The organism is Litoreibacter albidus (genome assembly GCF_900107015.1).
Lineage (GTDB): Bacteria > Pseudomonadota > Alphaproteobacteria > Rhodobacterales > Rhodobacteraceae > Litoreibacter > Litoreibacter albidus.
The window spans coordinates 1-21,634 of sequence record NZ_FNOI01000012.1; the positions used below are offsets into that span (position 1 = coordinate 1).

At 55.6% G+C, this 21,634-nt stretch carries 19 protein-coding genes, 1 tRNA gene and 1 pseudogene; 1 reads left to right on the plus strand and 20 read right to left on the minus strand.

From position 1 onward, the window contains the following. The 5 genes from BLW66_RS17625 to BLW66_RS17645 all read right to left on the minus strand — a co-directional run. Nucleotides 1-95, minus strand: a 95-nt coding sequence (locus tag BLW66_RS17625; protein ID WP_002583150.1) for a GTP-binding protein, incomplete at its 3' end; no start/stop codon positions are given. A gap of 87 nt (nucleotides 96-182) precedes the next feature. After that, nucleotides 183-2,300: an elongation factor G gene (gene fusA / locus BLW66_RS17630; protein WP_089949180.1), complete on the minus strand. Its 2,118-nt coding sequence runs from the start codon at nucleotides 2,298-2,300 to the stop codon at nucleotides 183-185. Nucleotides 2,301-2,315: 15 nt separating this feature from the next. Then, on the minus strand, nucleotides 2,316-2,786 hold the full coding sequence (gene rpsG, locus BLW66_RS17635; RefSeq protein ID WP_073142197.1) for a 30S ribosomal protein S7: 471 nt from the start codon (nucleotides 2,784-2,786) through the stop codon (nucleotides 2,316-2,318). A 12-nt stretch (nucleotides 2,787-2,798) separates the two neighbouring features. Then, complete coding sequence (gene rpsL / locus BLW66_RS17640) at nucleotides 2,799-3,170, minus strand: 30S ribosomal protein S12 (RefSeq protein WP_089949183.1); 372 nt, start codon at nucleotides 3,168-3,170, stop codon at nucleotides 2,799-2,801. Nucleotides 3,171-3,459: 289 nt separating this feature from the next. Further along, complete coding sequence (locus BLW66_RS17645; RefSeq protein WP_089949186.1) at nucleotides 3,460-4,371, minus strand: DMT family transporter; 912 nt, start codon at nucleotides 4,369-4,371, stop codon at nucleotides 3,460-3,462. 171 nt (nucleotides 4,372-4,542) lie between these two features. On the opposite strand from BLW66_RS17645, the gene BLW66_RS17650 reads away from it, so the two are divergent. Then, nucleotides 4,543-5,025, plus strand: a complete 483-nt coding sequence (locus BLW66_RS17650) for a hypothetical protein (RefSeq protein ID WP_089949189.1) — start codon at nucleotides 4,543-4,545, stop codon at nucleotides 5,023-5,025. A gap of 80 nt (nucleotides 5,026-5,105) precedes the next feature. Here the strand turns inward: BLW66_RS17650 and rpoC are convergent, their stop codons facing one another. From rpoC to BLW66_RS17715, 15 genes and pseudogenes are all read right to left on the minus strand, one after another. Next, nucleotides 5,106-9,347 carry a DNA-directed RNA polymerase subunit beta' gene (rpoC, locus tag BLW66_RS17655; protein ID WP_089949191.1) on the minus strand — a complete coding sequence of 1,414 codons (4,242 nt, stop codon included), beginning with the start codon at nucleotides 9,345-9,347 and terminating at the stop codon, nucleotides 5,106-5,108. A 48-nt stretch (nucleotides 9,348-9,395) separates the two neighbouring features. After that, a complete protein-coding gene (gene rpoB, locus BLW66_RS17660) occupies nucleotides 9,396-13,532 on the minus strand; it encodes a DNA-directed RNA polymerase subunit beta (RefSeq protein ID WP_089949193.1) in 4,137 nt (1,378 codons plus the stop codon). Between the two features lie 238 nt (nucleotides 13,533-13,770). After that, nucleotides 13,771-14,145 carry a 50S ribosomal protein L7/L12 gene (gene rplL / locus BLW66_RS17665; RefSeq protein WP_089949197.1) on the minus strand — a complete coding sequence of 125 codons (375 nt, stop codon included), beginning with the start codon at nucleotides 14,143-14,145 and terminating at the stop codon, nucleotides 13,771-13,773. A gap of 72 nt (nucleotides 14,146-14,217) precedes the next feature. Continuing rightward, nucleotides 14,218-14,733, minus strand: a complete 516-nt coding sequence (gene rplJ / locus BLW66_RS17670) for a 50S ribosomal protein L10 (RefSeq protein WP_089949199.1) — start codon at nucleotides 14,731-14,733, stop codon at nucleotides 14,218-14,220. A gap of 303 nt (nucleotides 14,734-15,036) precedes the next feature. After that, nucleotides 15,037-16,140, minus strand: a complete 1,104-nt coding sequence (locus tag BLW66_RS17675) for a Hint domain-containing protein (protein ID WP_244508693.1) — start codon at nucleotides 16,138-16,140, stop codon at nucleotides 15,037-15,039. 241 nt (nucleotides 16,141-16,381) lie between these two features. After that, nucleotides 16,382-17,080, minus strand: a complete 699-nt coding sequence (gene rplA / locus BLW66_RS17680; protein WP_089949207.1) for a 50S ribosomal protein L1 — start codon at nucleotides 17,078-17,080, stop codon at nucleotides 16,382-16,384. Next, nucleotides 17,080-17,505 (minus strand): 50S ribosomal protein L11, encoded by a 426-nt coding sequence (gene rplK, locus BLW66_RS17685; RefSeq protein WP_089949209.1) that lies wholly within the window; start codon nucleotides 17,503-17,505, stop codon nucleotides 17,080-17,082. Before rplK ends, rplA begins: the two co-directional genes overlap by 1 nt. Before the next feature lie 104 nt (nucleotides 17,506-17,609). Continuing rightward, the gene (gene nusG, locus BLW66_RS17690) at nucleotides 17,610-18,143 is read right to left on the minus strand and encodes a transcription termination/antitermination protein NusG (RefSeq protein WP_089949211.1); all 534 of its coding nucleotides are present in this window, start codon (nucleotides 18,141-18,143) and stop codon (nucleotides 17,610-17,612) included. A 218-nt stretch (nucleotides 18,144-18,361) separates the two neighbouring features. Beyond that, nucleotides 18,362-19,522: a trans-sulfuration enzyme family protein gene (locus tag BLW66_RS17695; protein ID WP_089949213.1), complete on the minus strand. Its 1,161-nt coding sequence runs from the start codon at nucleotides 19,520-19,522 to the stop codon at nucleotides 18,362-18,364. 128 nt (nucleotides 19,523-19,650) lie between these two features. Next, complete coding sequence (gene secE / locus BLW66_RS17700; protein ID WP_089949215.1) at nucleotides 19,651-19,845, minus strand: preprotein translocase subunit SecE; 195 nt, start codon at nucleotides 19,843-19,845, stop codon at nucleotides 19,651-19,653. Between the two features lie 117 nt (nucleotides 19,846-19,962). After that, entirely contained in the window at nucleotides 19,963-20,529 is a 567-nt protein-coding gene (locus BLW66_RS17705; RefSeq protein WP_170833523.1) for an alpha/beta hydrolase, read from the minus strand. Nucleotides 20,530-20,535: 6 nt separating this feature from the next. Further along, nucleotides 20,536-20,748, minus strand: a pseudogene (locus BLW66_RS18300) (hypothetical protein); the annotation flags it as partial. Between the two features lie 34 nt (nucleotides 20,749-20,782). Then, nucleotides 20,783-20,858: transfer RNA gene (locus tag BLW66_RS17710), tRNA-Trp, on the minus strand. Between the two features lie 122 nt (nucleotides 20,859-20,980). Further along, nucleotides 20,981-21,142: a hypothetical protein gene (locus tag BLW66_RS18005; RefSeq protein ID WP_170833524.1), complete on the minus strand. Its 162-nt coding sequence runs from the start codon at nucleotides 21,140-21,142 to the stop codon at nucleotides 20,981-20,983. Nucleotides 21,143-21,508: 366 nt separating this feature from the next. Beyond that, a partial coding sequence (locus BLW66_RS17715; RefSeq protein WP_483099575.1) for an EF-Tu C-terminal domain-related protein occupies nucleotides 21,509-21,634 on the minus strand: 126 nt, incomplete at its 5' end.

Below are 21,634 nucleotides of genomic sequence, written 5' to 3' on the forward strand. Positions count from 1 at the left end.
ATTGCTGCTGTCAGCGTGGTTTTACCGTGGTCAACGTGGCCGATTGTGCCGATGTTAACGTGCGGTTTAGAGCGTTCAAACTTTTCCTTAGCCATGATGGCCTCCTGTTACTTTATCTGCGGGTGGCGAGGTGAGCCTCGCCCGACGTGAGGAACGATGCGCGCCTGAGGCGCGCATCGAAGTTATGCGAATTTAGACTGGATCTCTTCAGAGATCGCGTGTGGCACTGGCTCGTAGTGATCGAACTGCATGGTGAAGTTCGCACGACCCGACGACATCGACCGCAAGGTGTTGATGTAGCCGAACATGTTCGCCAAAGGCACAGTCGCGTCGATAGCAATCGCGTTGCCGCGTGTATCTTGCCCCTGCACCTGACCACGACGCGATGTCAGATCTCCGATGATGCCGCCGGTATACTCTTCCGGTGTCACAACTTCGACCTTCATCACTGGCTCCAGAAGTTTGGCGCCAGCTTTGCGCATACCTTCACGCATACACATACGTGCTGCGATCTCGAATGCCAGGATGCTGGAGTCAACGTCGTGGAACTTACCGTCGATCAGAGCCACTTTGAAGTCGATCACAGGGAAGCCAGCCAGAGGGCCGCTGTCCATGACGGAGTTGATGCCTTTTTCAACGCCTGGGATGTATTCCTTCGGAATAGCACCACCAACGATCTTGCTCTCGAACGAGTAACCTTCGCCAGGCTCTGTCGGAGAGATGATCATCTTGACTTCGCCGAACTGACCAGAACCACCCGACTGCTTCTTGTGGGTGTAGGTGTGCTCAACTTCGTGGCCGATGGTCTCGCGGTAAGCAACCTGAGGCGCACCAATGTTGGCTTCAACTTTGAATTCGCGCTTCAGACGGTCCACCAAGATGTCGAGGTGAAGTTCGCCCATGCCCTTCATGATGGTTTGACCGGACTCAATGTCGGTTTCCACGCGGAAGGATGGATCCTCAGCTGCCAGACGCTGCAGACCCAGAGACATTTTCTCTTGGTCGGCTTTGGTCTTAGGCTCAACGGCGATCTCGATCACTGGATCGGGGAACGTCATCGTTTCCAGAACCACTTGCTCTTTATCGTCCGACAAAGTGTCACCTGTCGTGGTGTTCTTCAGACCAGCAAGCGCAATGATGTCACCAGCGAATGCTTCGGTGATTTCATCTTGCTTGTTGGAGTGCATCATCACCATACGGCCGATACGCTCTTTGTTGCCCTTCGTGGTGTTCATCAGCGTGTCACCCTTGGCAAGCTTGCCAGAGTAGATACGTGTGAACGTCAGCGTGCCCATGTAAGGGTCGTTCATGATTTTGAACGCAAGGCCAGAGAACGGCATGTTGTCGTCAGCGCGACGAGGAATGTTACGTTCCTCTGTCTCATCGCCCGGTGCAAAGCCCATGTAATCGACAACGTCCAGTGGGGACGGCAGGTAGTCGATAACAGCGTTGAGGAGTGGCTGAACGCCTTTGTTCTTGAACGCGGAACCGCCCAGAACAGGAACGAATTTCAGCTCAAGGCAGCCCTTGCGAAGAAGCTTGCGCAGTGTTGGAACGTCAGGCTCGTTGCCTTCGAGGTATTCCATCATCGCGTCGTCGTCCATTTCGACGGCGGCTTCGATCATTTTGCCACGCCATTCGTCGGCTTGCGCCTTCAAGCTGTCACGGACAGGAACCTTGATCCAGGATGCACCAAGGTCTTCGCCCTGCCACAGCCATTCTTCCATAGTCACGAGGTCGATCAGGCCTTCCAGCTCTGTTTCGGCACCAATTGGGATGCCAACAGGAATAGCTGTCGCGCCTGTACGGTCTTCGATCATGTGAACGCAGTTAAAGAAGTCCGCGCCGATCTTATCCATTTTGTTGACGAACACGATACGTGGAACTTTATAGCGGTCAGCCTGACGCCAAACGGTTTCAGTCTGCGGCTCAACACCTGCGTTACCGTCAAGAACGGTAACCGCACCATCAAGAACAGCCAAGGAACGCTCAACTTCGATCGTAAAGTCAACGTGGCCCGGGGTGTCGATGATGTTCATGCGGTGCTTTTCGGAGTCGGCTGTTACGCCGTCTTCGGTGCGTTCCCAGAATGTCGTCGTTGCAGCGGAAGTAATTGTAATACCCCGTTCCTGCTCCTGCTCCATCCAGTCCATCGTTGCTGCGCCGTCGTGGACTTCGCCGATGTTGTGGGACTTACCTGTATAGAACAGGATACGCTCGGAGCAGGTGGTCTTACCGGCATCAATGTGCGCAATAATACCGAAGTTCCGGTAGCGTTCGAGGGGATAATCGCGTGCCATAGTGGTGCTTTCCTCTTACCAGCGGTAGTGGCTGAACGCTTTGTTCGCGTCGGCCATCTTGTGGGTGTCTTCGCGTTTTTTGACGGCGGAACCACGGGAGTTCACAGCATCCATCAATTCGCCAGCAAGACGTTCTTCCATTGTGTGCTCGTTGCGCGAGCGCGCAGCTTTGATCAACCAGCGGATGGCCAGTGCTTCGCGGCGCTCTGGGCGCACTTCAACTGGAACCTGGTATGTAGCACCACCAACGCGGCGCGAGCGCACTTCGACGGATGGTTTGATCAGCTCAAGCGCTTCGTGGAACACTTCCACAGGAGCTTTCTTCAGCTTGGCTTCAACGCGGTCAAATGCGTTGTATACGATACGTTCGGCGGCAGATTTTTTGCCATCGATCATAAGGTTGTTCATGAACTTACTCAGAACGCGGTCGCCAAATTTGGCGTCCGGCAGAATTTCGCGTTTTTCAGCGGCGTGACGACGTGACATGTAATCTCTTCCTTACTTCGGACGCTTCGCGCCGTATTTCGAACGACGTTGCTTACGATCTTTAACGCCTTGGGTATCCAACACACCGCGCAGGATGTGGTAACGGACACCCGGAAGGTCTTTTACACGACCGCCGCGGATCAGCACCACAGAGTGCTCCTGAAGGTTGTGGCTTTCACCTGGAATGTAGGAGATGACCTCGAAGCCGTTTGTCAGGCGCACTTTGGCAACCTTACGCATAGCGGAGTTCGGTTTCTTTGGTGTCGTTGTATAGACACGTGTGCAAACGCCGCGCTTTTGTGGGCATTGCTCTAGGTGCTGAGACTTGGAAGTCTTGCGTTTTGGCTGGCGCGGTTTGCGGATCAGCTGTTGGATCGTTGGCATTGAGGATCGTCCCCTTGGTTTCAAACTCGTTTGGGGCACACGCGCGCGCCCCGCTTAATTCTTGGCTGCACTTGCGCGTCCGCAAACACAAAGACCCGCAGCGGGTTACCCTACCTGGGATCCGCGCGGTGCGATTACAGAGGATCGGGACGAATAAGTGTCCGGATCGTGACCACTAAATTTTGATAACAAGCCAAGCGTTCCTCGACCTGATTGCGCGCGTGATAAGCGGAGTCGCGTGGGGTGTCAACCGTTGTGGCCCCATTGCCCGTCTTGCGGCGCCCCACCCTTAGCGTGGTCGCAGTCCGTGGCGCGTTCGTTTTGCGTTCAGCCGCTCGCGGTACAACGTAAACAAGCCCGTCGCGACCACGATAGCGGAGCCGAGAAGCGTCAACTGATCCGGCCAATCACCGAAGACAAACAAGCCCAATAGCAAAGCTGCAATCAAGCTGGTGTAGCGGAAAGGTGCGACGAACCCGATCTCGCCCGACCGCATAGCCGAGACAGAGAACACGTAACCGCCGATGACAAAGAAACTTGCCCCGCATAAGGAGAGCGCCGACGCCATGCTCACCGGTTGCCAGTCCTCGGTGAACGAGCCAACCACGCCCAGTGTCATTACCCCCACAGCAGCGGCAAGCGCGATGGTCATAGACGGGACAGCCGCTGAGATGCGACGTGCACATAGGTCTCGCACTGTGACGCAGGCGACCGCCATCAACACGTATATAGAATAGACTGAAAAACCGCTCCCCGCCCCAAAAAGGAAAGGAGGTCGCAAGATAAGAATGACTCCGCAGAACCCGACCATGATCGCCAGTATCCGCTTCCAGCCCACGGCTTCCCCTAAGAACACGGCGCCGGCAAGCGTAACGGTCAACGGCAGCGCCTGCAGGATTGCAGTGACATCGGCGATGGGCAGATGAAACAGTGCTGATATGAAAAAGAACGCGGCGGCCATCTCGACCCCAGTCCGCAAGGCGATGAGCAGTTGGTCTTGACGCGAGATGCGCTTTGTAAAGGCCCCTGCCCGCCACGCCATGAAGCCTAGAAACGCGATCACCGCAATGGATCGGAGCACTAGCGCCTGAAACAACGGCAGCTCTCCGGACAGCAGTTTCATGCAGGCGTCGTTCAAAGTGAACGCCGTCATAGAGCCCATCATGTAGAGCGCGCCGCGGGTGTTATCTGTTAAAGCCATACAACCGCAGGTATCACCGAAAGTGCCCTCCGGATAGCGCCATTTTGCAGTTCAAGAAGCGCCCCATTCGAAAAGTCTCTTGGGCTGTGATGGAACTCTTCGTCCGCCGCAACGTTGTCATGACATCACAGCGGCTCACTCGCCCTGACAACTGAAAGAATGGAAATGACAATGTTTAAGACACTCGCGACACCCGCAATCGCCATCCTCCTGTCCAGCACGGCTGCTTTCGCCACCACCTCCGTGCGCGCAGTTGAAGTCGACGTCGATCTGGAAGCGATCCAAAACGAAAACGCTGCGGCCTACTGGACAAGCGTCGCCGACGATCTGGAAAACGCAATCGTTGCACGTCTGACTGACCAAATCGCAGACGACGGCGCCAGCGTAATCGTGGACATCGACGAACTGTCGTTGGCAAACAGCTTCCAGTCGGTACTCGGTATCGAGAAGTCGGAACTGATTGGCTCCGTCTCGGTAAACAACCTGCAAGACAACTCTGAGCACCAAGCTTACACGCTGACAGTCTCCTATGAGCCAGCGCCGGTCGTTCTATCGCCAGATGCGAGCCTCGTGTTCATCACACGTAGCACATCCGACTATTACGACGAGATGGTCGCAACGTTCGCGGATCACGTGACTGAAAAGCTGAAATAAGAAAAAGCTTATTTTAGAAACGAAAAAGCCCCCGCCGACTTTTCGGCGGGGGCTTTTTTATACTTTGCGAAAGGCGCGACTTATTCGTCGCGGCTTTCGGGTGTGTCCACCATAATCGTCTCCATCGGATCGTCCATGACGGTGTCCTCTGGTGCGGCAAGGGCCAATGCGGCTTCCGCTTCGGCCTTGCGTGCTTCGATAACCACGTTGTCGCGATCTTGAGCAACACGGCGCATCTTCTGCGTCGCACCACCGGTGCCGGCTGGGATCAGACGGCCCACGATTACGTTCTCTTTGAGGCCGATCAGCTTATCACGTTTGCCCATTGTGGAGGCTTCTGTGAGTACGCGTGTGGTCTCTTGGAACGACGCCGCAGAGATGAACGAACGGGTCTGCAAAGACGCCTTCGTGATACCAAGCAAGATCGGCTCGCCAGTCGCTGGCTCCCCGCCCTTCGAGATGGCCTTAGCGTTGGCCGCATCGAATTCGGCTTTGTCCACGTGCTCGCCTTTGAGCAACGTTGTCATACCGGACGACTGCACCTCCCACTTTTGCAGCATCTGACGAACGATAACCTCGATGTGTTTATCGTTAATCTTCACGCCTTGCAGGCGGTACACGTCTTGGACTTCGTCGATCATGTAGTCAGCCAAGGCCTCAACACCCATGATACCGAGAATATCATGCGGCGCAGGGTTGCCGTCCATGATGTAATCGCCTTTTTGGACGAAGTCGCCTTCGGCCACAGGGATGTGTTTGCCCTTCGGCACCATGTATTCGACTTTTACATCCGGATCATCCGAAGACTCGATCGCGATACGACGCTTGTTTTTGTAGTCCTTGCCGAAGCGAACATACCCGTCGATTTCCGCGATGATTGCGTGATCTTTGGGGCGACGCGCCTCAAAGAGTTCAGCAACACGTGGCAGACCACCGGTAATATCCTTGGTCTTGGCACCCTCGCGAGGGATACGCGCAACCACGTCACCAGCTTTGATGTCCTGACCGTCTTCGATCGACAGAATAGCGTCCACGGACATCGGGTAGGTGGCAGGGTTGCCATTTTCCAGACGTACAGGTTCGCCGTCCGCACCTTCGATGATCACCTCAGGCTTAAGCTCGTTGCCTTTAGGGGCAGCGCGCCAGTCGACCACGATTTTCTGGGTCATGCCTGTTGCATCATCTGTCTCGTCTTTGACGGCGATGCCGGACACAAGGTCAACAAAACGGGCCTTGCCGTCTTTTTCCGCAATGATCGGAAGGGTGTATGGGTCCCATTCGAACATCTTGTCGCCACGGGTCACTTTTGCGCCATCGTCGATGTGCATCTTCGAACCATAGCCGATCTTGTGGCGTGCGCGTTCCGTGCCGTTCGCATCCGTGATTGTGAGCTGCATGTTGCGCCCCATAACCACTTTCTCGCCCGACGCGTTCTCAAGGATGGATGCGTTCTCGAACGCGACCGTACCCTCTTGCGATGCCTCGAGGAACGACTGTTGGCCACCCTGTGCAACACCACCAATGTGGAACGTCCGCATTGTCAGCTGTGTACCAGGCTCACCAATGGACTGCGCAGCGATAATGCCGACAGCTTCACCGGTGTTGACCAAGGTACCACGGGCCAAGTCGCGGCCGTAGCACATGGCGCAGACGCCTTCTTCGGCCTCACAGGTCAGTGGCGAACGCATACGTGCAGTCGGGATGTCTGCCGCGTCGATGGCATCAGCCTTACGCTCGTCAATCAGCTCGTCACGGGCGACGATGATTTCGTCCGTACCAGGCATCATGATGTCTTCAGCAGCCGTACGGCCTAGAAGACGCTCACCAATGGACGCAACCACTTCACCGTCGTTCACCGCAGAAGATGCGTTGATGAAGTTTTCGGTGCCACAGTCGTGCATACGAACGATGCAGTCTTGCGCAACGTCCACCAGGCGACGTGTCAGGTAACCCGAGTTCGCGGTTTTCAAAGCAGTATCCGACAGACCCTTACGAGCACCGTGCGTGGAGTTGAAGTACTCCAGAACGGTCAGACCTTCCTTAAAGTTCGAAATGATCGGTGTCTCGATGATCTCACCGTTCGGCTTGGCCATCAGACCACGCATACCGCCCAGCTGTTTCATCTGCGTAACCGAGCCACGCGCACCAGAGTGGGCCATCATGTAAACGGAGTTCGGCTCGTTCTCAGCGCCGTTCTCGTCCCGACCGGAGTCAGAAATGTTGGCCATCATGGCGTCGGTAACTTGGTCGTTACACTTCGACCATGCATCGATAACTTTGTTGTACTTCTCGCCCTGAGTGATCAGACCGTCCATGTACTGCTGTTCGAACTCTTTCACCTGACCGCGTGTGCCGTCAACGATTGGCCACTTGCTGTCAGGAATGATCATGTCGTCTTTACCGAACGAAATCCCGGCCTTGAACGCTTCACGGAAGCCCATGGTCATGATCTGGTCACAGAAGATCACGGACTCTTTCTGACCACAGTAGCGGTAGACGGTGTCAATAACCTGCTGAACTTCCTTCTTACGCAGAAGGCGGTTGACCAGCGAGAACGGTGCTTTCGCGTTCAGCGGCAGCAACGCACCCAGACGGATACGGCCTGGCGTAGTCTCAAAGCGCGTCAGCACCTCGTTACCTTCGGCATCAATCTGCGGCAGGCGGGCTTGGATCTTGGCGTGCAGATGCACCTCGCCGGAATCAAGCGCGTGCTGCACTTCATCCACGTTCGAGAAGATTTTGCCTTCGCCGTGCATGCCTTCGCGTTCCATGGTGATGTAATAGAGACCAAGGATCATATCCTGCGATGGCACGATGATTGGTGCGCCGTTTGCAGGGGACAGAACGTTGTTGGTCGACATCATCAAGACGCGCGCTTCCAACTGGGCTTCCAGCGAAAGTGGCACGTGAACAGCCATTTGGTCGCCGTCAAAGTCGGCGTTAAAGGCAGAACAGACCAGCGGGTGCAGCTGAATGGCTTTACCTTCGATCAGCACCGGTTCGAACGCTTGGATGCCCAAACGGTGCAAAGTAGGTGCACGGTTCAGCATCACTGGGTGTTCGCGAATAACCTCGTCGAGGATATCCCAGACTTCTGGACGCTCTTTCTCAACCAGCTTCTTCGCCTGCTTCACGGTGGAGGACAGACCTTTGGCCTCCAGACGCGAGTAGATGAACGGCTTGAACAGCTCCAACGCCATCTTCTTAGGAAGACCACATTGATGCAGTTTCAGCTCCGGACCAGTCACAATGACCGAACGACCGGAGAAGTCGACGCGCTTACCCAAAAGGTTCTGACGGAAGCGACCTTGCTTACCCTTCAGCATGTCGGACAAGGACTTCAGCGGACGCTTGTTCGCACCCGTGATGGTCCGGCCACGACGGCCGTTGTCGAACAGCGCATCCACAGATTCCTGCAGCATACGCTTCTCGTTGCGCACGATGATGTCCGGCGCGCGAAGCTCGATCAGGCGCTTCAGGCGGTTGTTCCGGTTGATCACGCGGCGGTACAGGTCGTTCAGATCGGAAGTCGCGAAACGACCACCATCCAGCGGCACCAGCGGGCGCAGCTCTGGCGGGATCACAGGAACGACTGTCAGAACCATCCACTCCGGACGGTTGCCGGACTCGAGGAAGTTCTCGACCAGCTTCAGGCGCTTGATGATCTTCTTAGGTTTCAGTTCACCGGTGGCCTCTTTGAGGTCTTCACGCAGTTGGTCAGCTTCACCTTCGAGGTCGATCGCGGCCAGCATTTCGCGGATCGCTTCAGCACCGATGTTGGCGGTGAAGGCGTCCATGCCGTAAGCGTCTTGCGCGTCGAGGAATTCTTCCTCGGTCATCAGTTGGCCGTAGGTCAGGTCTGTCAGACCAGGCTCGATCACAACGTAGTTCTCGAAGTAGAGAATGCGTTCCAGATCGCGCAGGGTCATATCCAGCATCAGGCCGATCCGGGACGGAAGCGACTTGAGGAACCAGATGTGCGCAACCGGGGCTGCCAGCTCGATGTGGCCCATACGCTCACGGCGTACTTTTTGAAGCGTAACTTCAACACCACACTTCTCGCAGACAACGCCGCGATACTTCATGCGCTTATATTTACCGCACAGGCATTCGTAGTCTTTGACTGGGCCAAAGATGCGTGCGCAGAACAGACCGTCCCGCTCTGGTTTGAACGTACGGTAGTTAATGGTTTCCGGCTTTTTGATCTCGCCGTAGGACCAGCTCAAAATCCGCTCTGGCGACGCCAAGGAAACTTTGATTTCGTCAAAGCTTTTGGGCGGCGCGATCGGGTTGAACGGGTTGGTTGTCAGTTCCTGGTTCATTTTGCGTCCTTACAAATTAGGGGATGGGTTGAGTGGGGCGCGAGCGCCCTACTCCTCCTCCGCATCCAGGAGTTCCATGTTGAGGCCGAGGCCCCGCACTTCTTTCACGAGAACGTTGAACGATTCCGGAATACCGGCCTCGAAGTTGTCCTCGCCCTTGACGATTGACTCGTAGACTTTCGTCCGGCCAGCCACGTCATCCGATTTCACCGTCAGCATTTCCTGCAAGGTGTAAGCGGCGCCGTATGCTTCCAGAGCCCAGACTTCCATCTCCCCGAAACGCTGACCACCGAACTGGGCTTTACCACCCAGCGGTTGTTGCGTGACGAGCGAGTATGGCCCGGTAGAGCGTGCGTGGATTTTATCGTCCACAAGGTGGTGCAGTTTCAGCAGGTATTTAACACCCACCGTGACCTTACGGGAGAATTGCTCCCCCGTGCGACCATCGAACAGAACCGACTGACCCGACGTGTCGAAGCCCGCTTTCGTCAGCGCTTCGTTAATGTCCGCCTCTTTGGCACCATCGAAAACCGGCGTCGCGATTGGAACACCACGGCGCACAGCCTCGGCGGATTCGATCATATCGGCTTCGATCATACCCCCAAAAGCATCGTTGTAAGTTTCTTCACCATACGCATGATGCAGGGCATCGCGAACCGGCTGGCTGTCGCCAGAACGTTTGAAGTCTTCCAAAGCGTCATCGATTTTCAGACCCAAGCCGCGAGCAGCCCAACCCATATGGGTTTCAAGGATCTGACCAACGTTCATACGCGAAGGCACACCAAGTGGGTTCAGACAGAAGTCGACCGGAGTACCATCCTCAAGGAATGGCATATCCTCCATTGGAACAACCTTGGAGATAACGCCTTTGTTGCCGTGACGACCGGCCATCTTGTCGCCCGGTTGCAGCTTACGCTTCACCGCAACGAAGACTTTAACCATCTTCATCACGCCTGGTGGCAAGTCGTCACCACGGCGAACTTTCTCGACCTTGTCCTCGAAACGAGCCTGAAGCGCGTCTTTTTGCACTTCATACTGGCTGTTCAGTGCTTCGACGGACGCCGCTTCGGTTTCTTCAGCCAAAGCCAGCTGCCACCATTGGCCGCGCGACAGAGTTTCCAGCAATTCTGGGGTGATTTCCGAATTCGGCTTAACGCCTTTCGGACCCTTCACGGCGGTTTTGCCAAGGATCATCCCTTGCAGACGCGCATAGATGTTGCGGTCCAAGATGCCCATTTCGTCGTCGCGGTCACGTGCCAGACGCTCAATTTCCTCACGTTCGATTTGCAGCGAACGCTCGTCCTTCTCGACGCCGTGACGGTTAAAGAGGCGGACCTCAACCACTGTCCCGAAGTCACCCGGCTTCACGCGCAAGGATGTGTCACGCACATCTGAAGCTTTCTCACCAAAGATGGCGCGCAGAAGCTTTTCTTCCGGCGTCATTGGGCTCTCACCCTTCGGTGTGATCTTACCAACCAGAATGTCGCCCGGCTCCACGTCTGCGCCGATGTATACGATGCCAGCCTCGTCGAGGTTGCGCAGCGCTTCTTCACCAACGTTCGGGATATCGCGAGTGATCTCTTCAGGTCCAAGCTTCGTGTCACGAGCAGCGACTTCGAATTCCTCGATGTGGATCGAGGTGAAGACGTCGTCACGCGCGATACGCTCGGAGATCAGGATGGAGTCCTCATAGTTGTAGCCGTTCCAAGGCATAAACGCGACGAGCACGTTCTTACCAAGGGCCAACTCCCCCATGTCGGTGGACGGACCATCCGCGATGACCTGACCAGCGGACACAACATTGCCCACTTTCACCAGCGGACGCTGGTTGATGCAGGTGTTCTGGTTGGAACGCTGGAATTTGCGCAGACGGTAGATGTCCACACCCGGGTCACCCGGTTCCAGATCATCCGTCACACGCACAACGATACGTGTCGCATCGACTTGGTCGATGATACCGCCGCGTGCAGCTTGAATGGCCGCACCAGAGTCGGTTGCCACCACGCCTTCAATACCGGTGCCCACATATGGCGCATCAGCTTGCAGCAATGGAACAGCCTGACGTTGCATGTTCGAGCCCATCAAGGCCCTGTTCGCATCGTCATTTTCAAGGAACGGGATCAAGGATGCCGCAACCGAGACCAACTGCTTCGGGCTAACGTCAATCAAGTCAACATTGGCGTTGCTTTGCAGCATGTATTCGCCGGACTGACGGGTCGAGACCAAGTCGTTCACGAACTTCATGTCTTCGTCGAGGTTGGCGTTCGCCTGCGCAACTGTGTGGCGCATTTCCTCGGTCGCGGACATGTATTGGACATCGTCCGTGACAACACCGTCCACAACCTTGCGGTATGGTGTTTCGATGAAGCCATATTTGTTCACGCGGGCAAAAGTTGCCAGCGAGTTGATCAGACCAATGTTTGGGCCTTCCGGCGTCTCAATCGGGCACATACGGCCGTAGTGAGTTGGGTGAACGTCGCGAACCTCAAAGCCAGCACGCTCACGTGTTAGACCACCTGGCCCAAGCGCGGACAAGCGGCGCTTGTGCGTGACTTCGGAAAGCGGGTTGGTTTGGTCCATGAATTGCGACAGCTGCGAGGAGCCGAAGAATTCACGTACTGCAGCAGCAGCCGGTTTGGCGTTGATCAGGTCCTGCGGCATCACCGTGTCGATTTCGACGGAGGACATACGCTCTTTGATCGCGCGCTCCATGCGGAGCAGGCCAACGCGGTACTGGTTTTCCATCAGCTCGCCAACGGAACGCACACGACGGTTGCCCAAATGGTCAATGTCGTCGATGTCGCCGCGGCCATCACGCAGGTCAACCAGCGCTTTGATGCAGGAGATGATGTCTTCCTTGCGCAGCGTGCGCACGGTGTCCTCTGCATCCAGATCAAGGCGCATGTTCATTTTAACACGGCCGACAGCAGACAGGTCGTAACGTTCGCTGTCGAAGAACAGGGTCTCGAACAAAGCGGATGCGGATTCAACGGTGGGCGGCTCGCCCGGACGCATGACGCGGTAGATATCCATCAGCGCGGTATCGCGGCTGAAGTTTTTGTCCACCGCGACAGTGTTGCGGATGTATGGGCCGACGTTGACGTGGTCGATATCCAGCGTTGGGATGGTGGTGACGCCGTTATCGAGAAGTGTTTTCAGCGTACCGCCAACAACTTCTTCGCCCTTTTTGTCGAGTTCCCAAGTCAGCTCGTCGCCGGCTTCAACCCAAATCTCGCCGGTTTCTTCGTTGATCATGTCACGAGCAACAAAACGGCCAATGATGCCCTCAAACGGCAACAGGACGTCTGCGACGTTACCTTCTTCGATCAACTTTTTAACGGCACGAGGCGTGACCTTCTTGCCAGCTTCGGCAATGATCTCACCTGTTTTCGCGTCAACGATGTCCGTCGTCGGCTTCGTGCCTTTGATACGCTCTGGGAAGAACTTGGTGGACCAGCCACCTTTCTTCACCGCGTTGAAGTCGACGGTGTCGTAATAGGCATCCATGATGCCTTCCTGATCCAGCCCCAAAGCATAGAGCAAGGTCGACACGGGCAACTTACGGCGACGGTCGATGCGCGCGAAGACGACGTCTTTTGCGTCGAACTCGAAGTCCAGCCAAGAACCACGGTACGGGATGATGCGGCATGCGAACAGCAGCTTACCCGAAGAATGGGTTTTGCCTTTGTCATGGTCAAAGAACACACCGGGGGAACGGTGCATCTGAGAGACGATAACACGCTCGGTACCGTTCACAACGAACGTACCGTTCGGGGTCATCAAAGGCATGTCGCCCATGAAAACGTCTTGCTCTTTGATGTCTTTTACCGATTTTGCGCCTGTATCCTCGTCGATATCAAACACGATCAGACGGAGGGTCACTTTCAGCGGAGCGCTGTAAGTCATGTCGCGTTGCTGACATTCCTCGACGTCGTACTTCGGTTTTTCCAGCTCGTATTTTACGAACTCAAGGATTGCGGTCTCATTGAAGTCTTTAATCGGGAAAACCGACTGGAAGACGCCCTTGATACCTTCGCCGTCCATCGGTGCCAGCTGGTCGCCAGACTTCAGAAACAGGTCGTATGATGATTTCTGCACCTCGATGAGGTTTGGCATAGCCAAAACTTCATTGATTTTGCCGAAATATTTGCGGATGCGTTTTTGACCAACGTATGTTTGAGCCATGCTCGTCAAAGCCTTTCAATTTCCTCGGATATGTCACCCCGGGGCCGGGTGGCATGCCACTTGGATCAAGGAGATGCGGTTCAATACTTGCGCGCCTTCCCAAGGACGTGCTCCCGAACCTTTACCGCTCCTTAGAGAACGCTCTAAACCAAAGCACTCTCTGAGACGCGGAAAGCTGGACCCGGAATTGGCCCGGATCCAGCTATTATTATGTCAACGCAGCTAGGCTGCGCAGCAATTACTTGACGGAGACTTCTGCGCCAGCTGCTTCCAGCTTGCCTTTGATCTCGTCTGCTTCGGCCTTGTCGACGCCTTCTTTGACAGCTTTGCCGCCAGCTTCGACCAGGTCTTTTGCTTCTTTGAGGCCCAGGCCAGTGATGGCGCGAACTTCTTTGATGACGTTGATTTTTGCCGAACCGGCAGAAACCAGGATCACGTCAAATTCTGTTTGCTCTTCAGCGGAGCCGCCAGCGTCTGCTGGGCCAGCCATCATGACTGCGCCACCGGCTGCAGGCTCGATGCCATACTCGTCTTTGAGGATGGTTTTCAGTTCTTGTGCTTCGAGAAGGGTCAGACCAACAATCTCTTCAGCAAGTTTTTTCAGATCAGCCATTATACTGTTTCCGTTCTATTAAGTTGTGTTCCAACGTGTAGGTATCAACCCCACGAAGGTATCTTCCCGAGGTTAAGCTGCTGCTTTTTCCTCGATGGTGCTGAGAATGCTTGCCACGTTCGAGGCAGGTGCGCCAATCGCGCCGGCGATGTTCGAAGCAGGGGCGCCGATACAACCCACGATGGAAGCAATAAGCTCCTCGCGGCTTGGCATAGCGGCCACGGCTTTAACACCAGCGACATCCAACGCGGTCTCGCCCATAGCACCCCCAAGAATAACGAGCTTGTCGTTGTCCTTGGAATAGTCGTTCACCACTTTCGCGGCGGCAACTGGGTCCTCTGAGTAGGCGAGAACGGTCATTCCCTCGAGGAATTCAGCGATGCTTGCGCAGGGCTGCCCCTCAAGAGCGATTTTGGCGAGCCTGTTCTTGGCGACACGCACGGACCCACCTACTTCACGCATACGCGCGCGCAGGTCCTGCATCTCAGCAACCGTGATACCCTCGTAGTGGCTAACCACTACGACGCCAGAGCTTTCAAAGATCTGGCCGAGCTCTTCGACCAGCTTTTCTTTTTGTGCTCTATCCACAGTTTCACTCCAATTGTGGGGATTGCTCCCCGGCTCAGTCTACCGGATCACTCCGGCGGTTGGGTCCATCGTACACGGGACGCCCGAACCGCCTGAAGGTTACACCCACAGTCAATCTGGTCTGATCCCGTCTCAGGCAGGAATTAAAGGGGTTTGAGGCCCCAACCCACCATCTCGGACGAAACGCAAAAGAGCGCGTGACGAATCGCGCGCTCTAGAGCATGTGCTCAATTAGTCCTCCCAGCAGCCAATGCCAAGCCCGAAAACGTCATTTATTTCAGGTTTCTTAAAGTTTCCCAAAATTCACACCTGCAACAACGGCTGACCGTTTTTCAGGTGACGGGCAACTAACTGGCGAACGTGCGCGCCCTCTACGATCGCGCGCGCAGGGGACTCCCCAGCGTCGATGACCTCCGGAAAGAGCATGCGGATCTCACTTAGCGCATCCGCATGTATAGATTTGATCGCCATCGGCCCCGTCAAAAGCGACTCCGCAGGGGCACCCTCCGCGAAAATAATTTCGTGCTGATCTAGGAGGATGTGAAAATAGGTCACGGCCTCCATGTCCTCCACAAGAGATATGCCCGGAAGTCCAATCAACTTCTTCGCAGCCACCAAAACCTCTTGCTTCCCCGCAACGCGCAGCGCGATCTTTGAGCTGACAAACATGCGGTGCTGCTGCGACACCACCAAATCAGCCTCAGGCAGTCCCTGCCCCAACGCGCCCGCAGCGATCTTGACTGGCGCCAAGGCACCACGTGCCACACAGGAGGTCTTTCCGATCCAGCGAATGGCCTGCGCACCATTGTCCTTGGTTAAAACACTATCGCCAACTGCCAGATCTTCGACCATACGCGCGCCACTTTGCGTCAGTATACGCGTTCCCTCCGCGAAACAGGTCACATAGGTCGGGTCCTCTCTGCTAGCGGTCAAACCCGAGTACCGGTTTCCAACCAAACTATCGAGCGTCAGGGAACGTATCGCCCCCGCCTCCAATGCCATTTGATCGGTGTTCGCGGAAAATTCCGGCGCGAGATAAGCGTTCCCGTCGGTGTCTTGGAAAACAACCGCCGTGATCGTCGCGGTAGTGCCGTCGATGTAGGTTATTATCGCGTTATAGACGGAGGTGCCGTCGAACGTTTGGTCTGGCCCGCCGTTAATTGAGAACGTTTCGTTTGATGCGAAGTTGTTCATGTCGTACGCGGTAGAGGTGCCGCCGGATGTGCCGGTGGCACCCGGTGACAATGTCTGGATGTTATTCACCAATGCGTTGCCCGCGCCGCCAAAGGTCATCCCAACCAGCGCGCTAGCGTTTTCCGCCGTGGTGTTGCCCTCCGTCGTATCCATATCGGCTACAACACCGAGCGCTATTACATCAAAAGTTGTTGCCATCTTTACGTCAGCCACCTGACACTCTTCGTCGGCGGCCTTCCCTCACTACACGCGCACTTAAGCGTCCGTTAAGCACTTCTGGGGGTTATCTGGTCGTTAGAGGGCTTGCCTTTTAGGGGAAAAGAATGGGATTTGAACCAAATCCGTTAAATCCACTGGCCGGAACTTCGCACAATCAGCCGCAAACGAAAAAAGGGCGGACCAGTGCGGCCCGCCCTTTTCGTCAATTCTCATAGATGCTTAGGGCACCCAGAACTTAACTACCCGCAGCGTTCTCAACAGAGATCGTTACACTTGGGCCCATTGTCGAAGACACAACGATCTTCTTCATGTAGCTGCCTTTGGCGCCGGCTGGACGTGCTTTGGACACGGCCTCGACGAATGCGCGAACGTTCTCAACAAGCTTGTCTTCACCGAAGGATGCTTTGCCGATACCCGCGTGCACAACGCCAGCTTTTTCAACTTTGAACTGAACTTCGCCGCCTTTAGCAGCTTCAACAGCTGCTTTAACGTCCATAGTCACAGTGCCAACCTTAGGGTTTGGCATCAAGTTGCGTGGGCCAAGAACCTTACCCAGACGACCAACGATAGGCATCATGTCAGGTGTCGCAATGCAACGATCGAACTCGATCTTGCCGGACTGCACGATTTCCATCAGGTCCTCTGCGCCAACGATGTCTGCGCCAGCCGCTTTGGCTTCTTCAGCTTTCGCATCGCGTGCAAAAACAGCAACGCGCATGGTTTTGCCTGTGCCGTTTGGCAGGGCAACCACGCCGCGAACCATTTGGTCGGCGTGACGTGGGTCAACACCCAGGTTCATTGCGATCTCAACGGTTTCGTCGAACTTGGCGTTTGCGTTGTTCTTAACCAGAGCAACAGCCTCTTCTACCGTCAGGTTGCGCTTGCCAGCGAATTGCTCACGAGCGGCGGTAGTGCGTTTTCCGTGCTTAGCCATTACTTCACCTCAATGCCCATAGAACGGGCAGAGCCCAGAATGATCTGCATCGCGGACTCGATATCGTTCGCGTTCAGATCTTTCATTTTCGCTTCAGCAATCTCACGGACTTGCTTGCTCGTCACGTGGCCAACCACTTCGCGCGAAGGCGTTTTGGAGCCGGACTTAAGCTTGGCCGCTTTCTTCAGGAAATAGGACGCTGGTGGCGTCTTGATGTCCATCGAGAACGATTTGTCTTGGTAGTATGTGATCACGGTCGGGCAAGGCGCACCTGGCTCCAGATCCTGTGTCTTAGCGTTGAACGCCTTACAGAATTCCATGATGTTAATACCGCGTTGACCCAATGCAGGGCCTACGGGTGGGGATGGGTTGGCTTGACCTGCAGGAACCTGCAGCTTCATCGTGCCAGCGATCTTCTTGGCCATGGGCCTTCTCCTTTTTCAACACTCTCGGGTCGCGACCCTCAAGCTACTAGTTGTCGTGGTCCGGCTTGCAGCACGCGTGCCGCAGACCTCCCACGTGATGCACATCAGGTCGCTTTTGTAACCTGTGTGAATTCCAATTCGACCGGCGTTGCGCGGCCAAAGATCGATACCGTCACCTTCAGGCGTTGGTTCTCGTCGTCGACCTCTTCCACCTGACCTGCGAACCCTTCGAACGGTCCGTCGGTTACATTTACGTTTTCGCCAATCTCGAACACGATGGTCGAGCGAGGTGCCTCGGCGCCTTCTTCAACACGGCCCAAGATGGCTTGCACTTCAGCGTCGCGCATCGGCATCGGCTTGCCTTGCGGCCCAAGGAAGCCTGTCACGCGGTTGATTGAGCTGATCAGGTGGTAGCCGCGGTCGGACATGTCCATATGAACCAAAACATAGCCCGGCATGAAGCGGCGCTCTGCGGTCACTTTTTTGTTGCGGCGGATTTCGATGACTTCTTCGGTCGGCACCAAGACTTCGTCGATTTCGTCCTGCAGGCCATTTTCTTCAGCGGCCGCACGAATTTGTTCCGCGATCCGCTTCTCGAAGTTGGATAGCACTGATACCGAATACCAACGTTTTGCCATCTTGCCTGCGCCTCTATCTGTTCCGGCCTAGCCGGTAAGTTCCATTACTTTCAAACGGTTGCACCCTAAAGATCGGTGACTCCCGCCGAAACGAAAACAGCGCGTATCTCGAATCGATACGCGCCATGTGTTCGTGTTGAGCGCTGCATTACGCCTCGCAGGCCCAAGATTCAAGGGGTTGCGATGGTATTTACCCCTGCACGCGGCTTTCAAACATCCTAGCTCGTCGCGCGCGAGAGGGCCTGCTCAAGATCATAGATCAAGTCGTTCACATCCTCGATGCCAATAGACAAACGCAAAAGCCGTGGATGCACGGGGAACCCCTCACCGGACACTGTCTTGCGGTGCTCGATAAGGCTCTCCACTCCGCCAAGCGATGTCGCGGGGTAAAACACTTCGCAAAAGCGGGTCACGTCAATAGCTGTTTGCTCCGTACCCTTGACGATAATCGACATCATCCCGCCGAACTGCCCGCCCGTTTGCGCCTTAGCAACCGCGTGGCCTGGGTCTGACGGCAAGCCGGGATACAAAACGGCCTCAATCTGTGGATGGCCGTCGAAATGCTTGGCCACGGCCATCGCGTTCTGGCAGGAACGCTCCACGCGCAGAAACAGTGTTCGCATGCCTCGGATCAGCAACCACGCATCGAACGAATGCAGCACGGTGCCTTGCAACTTGCGCACCATGTAGATGTCTTCCCAAAATTGACCCGTCTCACGGACGGACAGCACGCCAGCCGTAACATCTGAATGACCGTTCAGATACTTGGTGGCAGAGTGGAAAGAGATATCCGCCCCGAAGTCCAAAGCGCGCGTCAGGTTTGGCGGCGTCCCCGTGCAATCAGTTAGCAGTTTCGCACCAGCTGCGTGCGCAATCTCAGCCGCAGCGGCGATGTCGGTGACCTCCCAATTGGGATTGTTCGGCGTTTCAACCCAAACAAGCGTCGTCTGCCCCGGCTCCACCGCTGCGGCCAACTCCTCCAGATTGCCAGCCGTGTAGTAGGACACATTGATCCGGCCCTTGGCCGCATAGCCCTGAATTTGCGCCAGCACCCCGTGGTACATTACTTTGGGCACGACAACATGCGATCCCGTCGGAAGGTGCTCTATCACGGCGGTACAAGCGGACATACCAGACGCGAACAGAAGCGATTCCGCCGCTCCTTCCATCTCCGAAATTACGGCCTCGGCTTGCGCCGTGGTTTGGCTACCGTCGCGACGATACCAATACGGCTTGCGAACCTCATAGCTCTCATCACGGGCGTAAGTCGCGGTCGGCTGGATCGACGGGATCACGGCCCCCGTCTCTGCCTCCACAAAATGCAGAGCTTGCGTCACACGCGTAACCAATGAAGGGGTGCGGTTGCTTTTGTCGGTCATAAGTTCGTCGCCTTTGGTATTAAACTTTGGGCGATCTGAGCGGAAAACGCCCAGCACTGCCAGCGCTTTTTCAGCACGTTAGCCGCGCGCATGAGCGCAGCTTGAAAAACCAGTGATGATCGGAAGACTTAGAACAGGTCGAAAATGCCGTTCAAACCAGCGCGAATACCAACATCCACGAGGGAGAAGAAGATCGCAGTGATCGTTGCCATGATGAAAACCATCACAGTCGTCAGCATTACCTCACGGCGACCCGGCCATACAATCTTGGAGACCTCGCCTCGGACCTGCTGGATAAACTGTGCTGGATTCGTGCGTGCCATGATCAGACCCTTGGTTGTGTTATGCCGCTCAGTTACGTCCCCTTGGCCTGCTTTGCAAGAGGAAGCGACGCGAAACCTGCGCTTCCGCCCCACGACGACATTAACCGGAGGGTGATTTTACACCTCGTCGCGCAGCCTTGCAAACTGATCCAAGACCAACTGCATGTAAGGTGTTCCGTCGTGGTGCGTGCCATCCAAAACAGCATCAACCTGTGTGACGTGCCCCTTAACCTTGGTATCGATCAAGGTGACGGGTGCACCCACCTGTTGCGCCCGTGCAGCCCCCAGTTGGGCATTCCCCATGTCGATGATCCGGTCTTGTGGGCCATGAAACATCAGACAAGGCGGCCCGTTAGGCTCCAGCCGCCAAGGGTGCACGATCGCCGCGCTCAGCGCTACGACTGCATCGGGCCGCGAGACGCGCCGCACCCAAGGCATCGGCGGGTAGGCCAAGGCCAATCCGGCGATGCCGCCAGCTGATATACCCAAAATACCAAGTTTGCGTGACGCAATGCCAAGCCGCTCCCCTTCAACCCACAGATACTCAATCGCGTTTGACAGGTCCTCCATCGCCGCCACAAACGACGCCCCATAGAGGTTCGGTGACAGGTCGAGCCCGACCTTCTCGGACCGCTCGATCTGCGCTTGGATATGGGCCTGATCATCTTCGGAAAATGCGGACATGTCAGTCCGTAACCGATAGCTGATTGCAGCCATCGCATACCCTGCGTCCGTCAACCTTTGGGCGAAATGCCCCGCTTCGACGTGGGACCGATGCCCGCGGCGAAAGCCTCCACCGTGCATATAGATGACACAGGCATCTGCAGTCAGATTGTCAGGGAGGTAGAGATCAAGCTCGAGCTTGTGTCGCGGGTCATAAACGATGTCGGAGACACATTTCATTGTGGCCGACCTGCCCCCGACTTAAAAAACTAAATGGCAGGGGATGAGAGACTCGAACTCACGACCCTCGGTTTTGGAGACCGATGCTCTACCAACTGAGCTAATCCCCTGCACTTTATGTGGTGGTGTTATAAAAGCGGCGGTGTCTTTGCAAGAGATCATCTGCCCTCACGGCCCAGATTTGGAGCCCAATTGAATGATCCCGCCACGAGATAGGCAGAAAAGTCACGCCTTACTGGCGCGGCAGCCCGGAAAGAATCGAAATAAGAGCGTCTAACTGTACGTCCGACAGGGTTTCCAGATCGGAAGTCTCGACCTGCCCGTTAGTGTTGGCAACGGCTGGGCCAGTGAGCAAGCTGGCCACGACACCCAGAGAAATTATTAGTTTTTTCATCGTTCGCATTCCTTGAGATAATCACCCGACCACGTCGGGTTCTATCAGCCCACCGTGGCCGACTAGAGCCTATGTGGGCCTAAGGCGGTAGATTGGAAGACACGAACCTGTCGCATCACTTCACGCGAGCGTGAATATCGCTTGAAAATATCTCAAGTCATTGAATTAATATATGAAAACTCATCTATCCCCTTTCGCACAGTCAATGTGCAAAAGCGCCCAGAAGGCCATCATTGAGCATCGGGGAACACGTTTATAAACCAAAAGGCCGCCTCCTTTCGGAAGCGGCCTTCTGTTTAGTCACAACTGAGTGGGTTCTCATTGCTCTTGCGAGCAACTGCCACCCACGCGGCGGCAGGGCCGCCGTTACTCAGTAATCTTGGATACAACACCCGCACCAACGGTACGACCGCCTTCGCGGATCGCGAAGCGGAGGCCTTGCTCCATCGCGATTGGCGCGATCAGCTCAACGTCGAACTTCAGGTTGTCGCC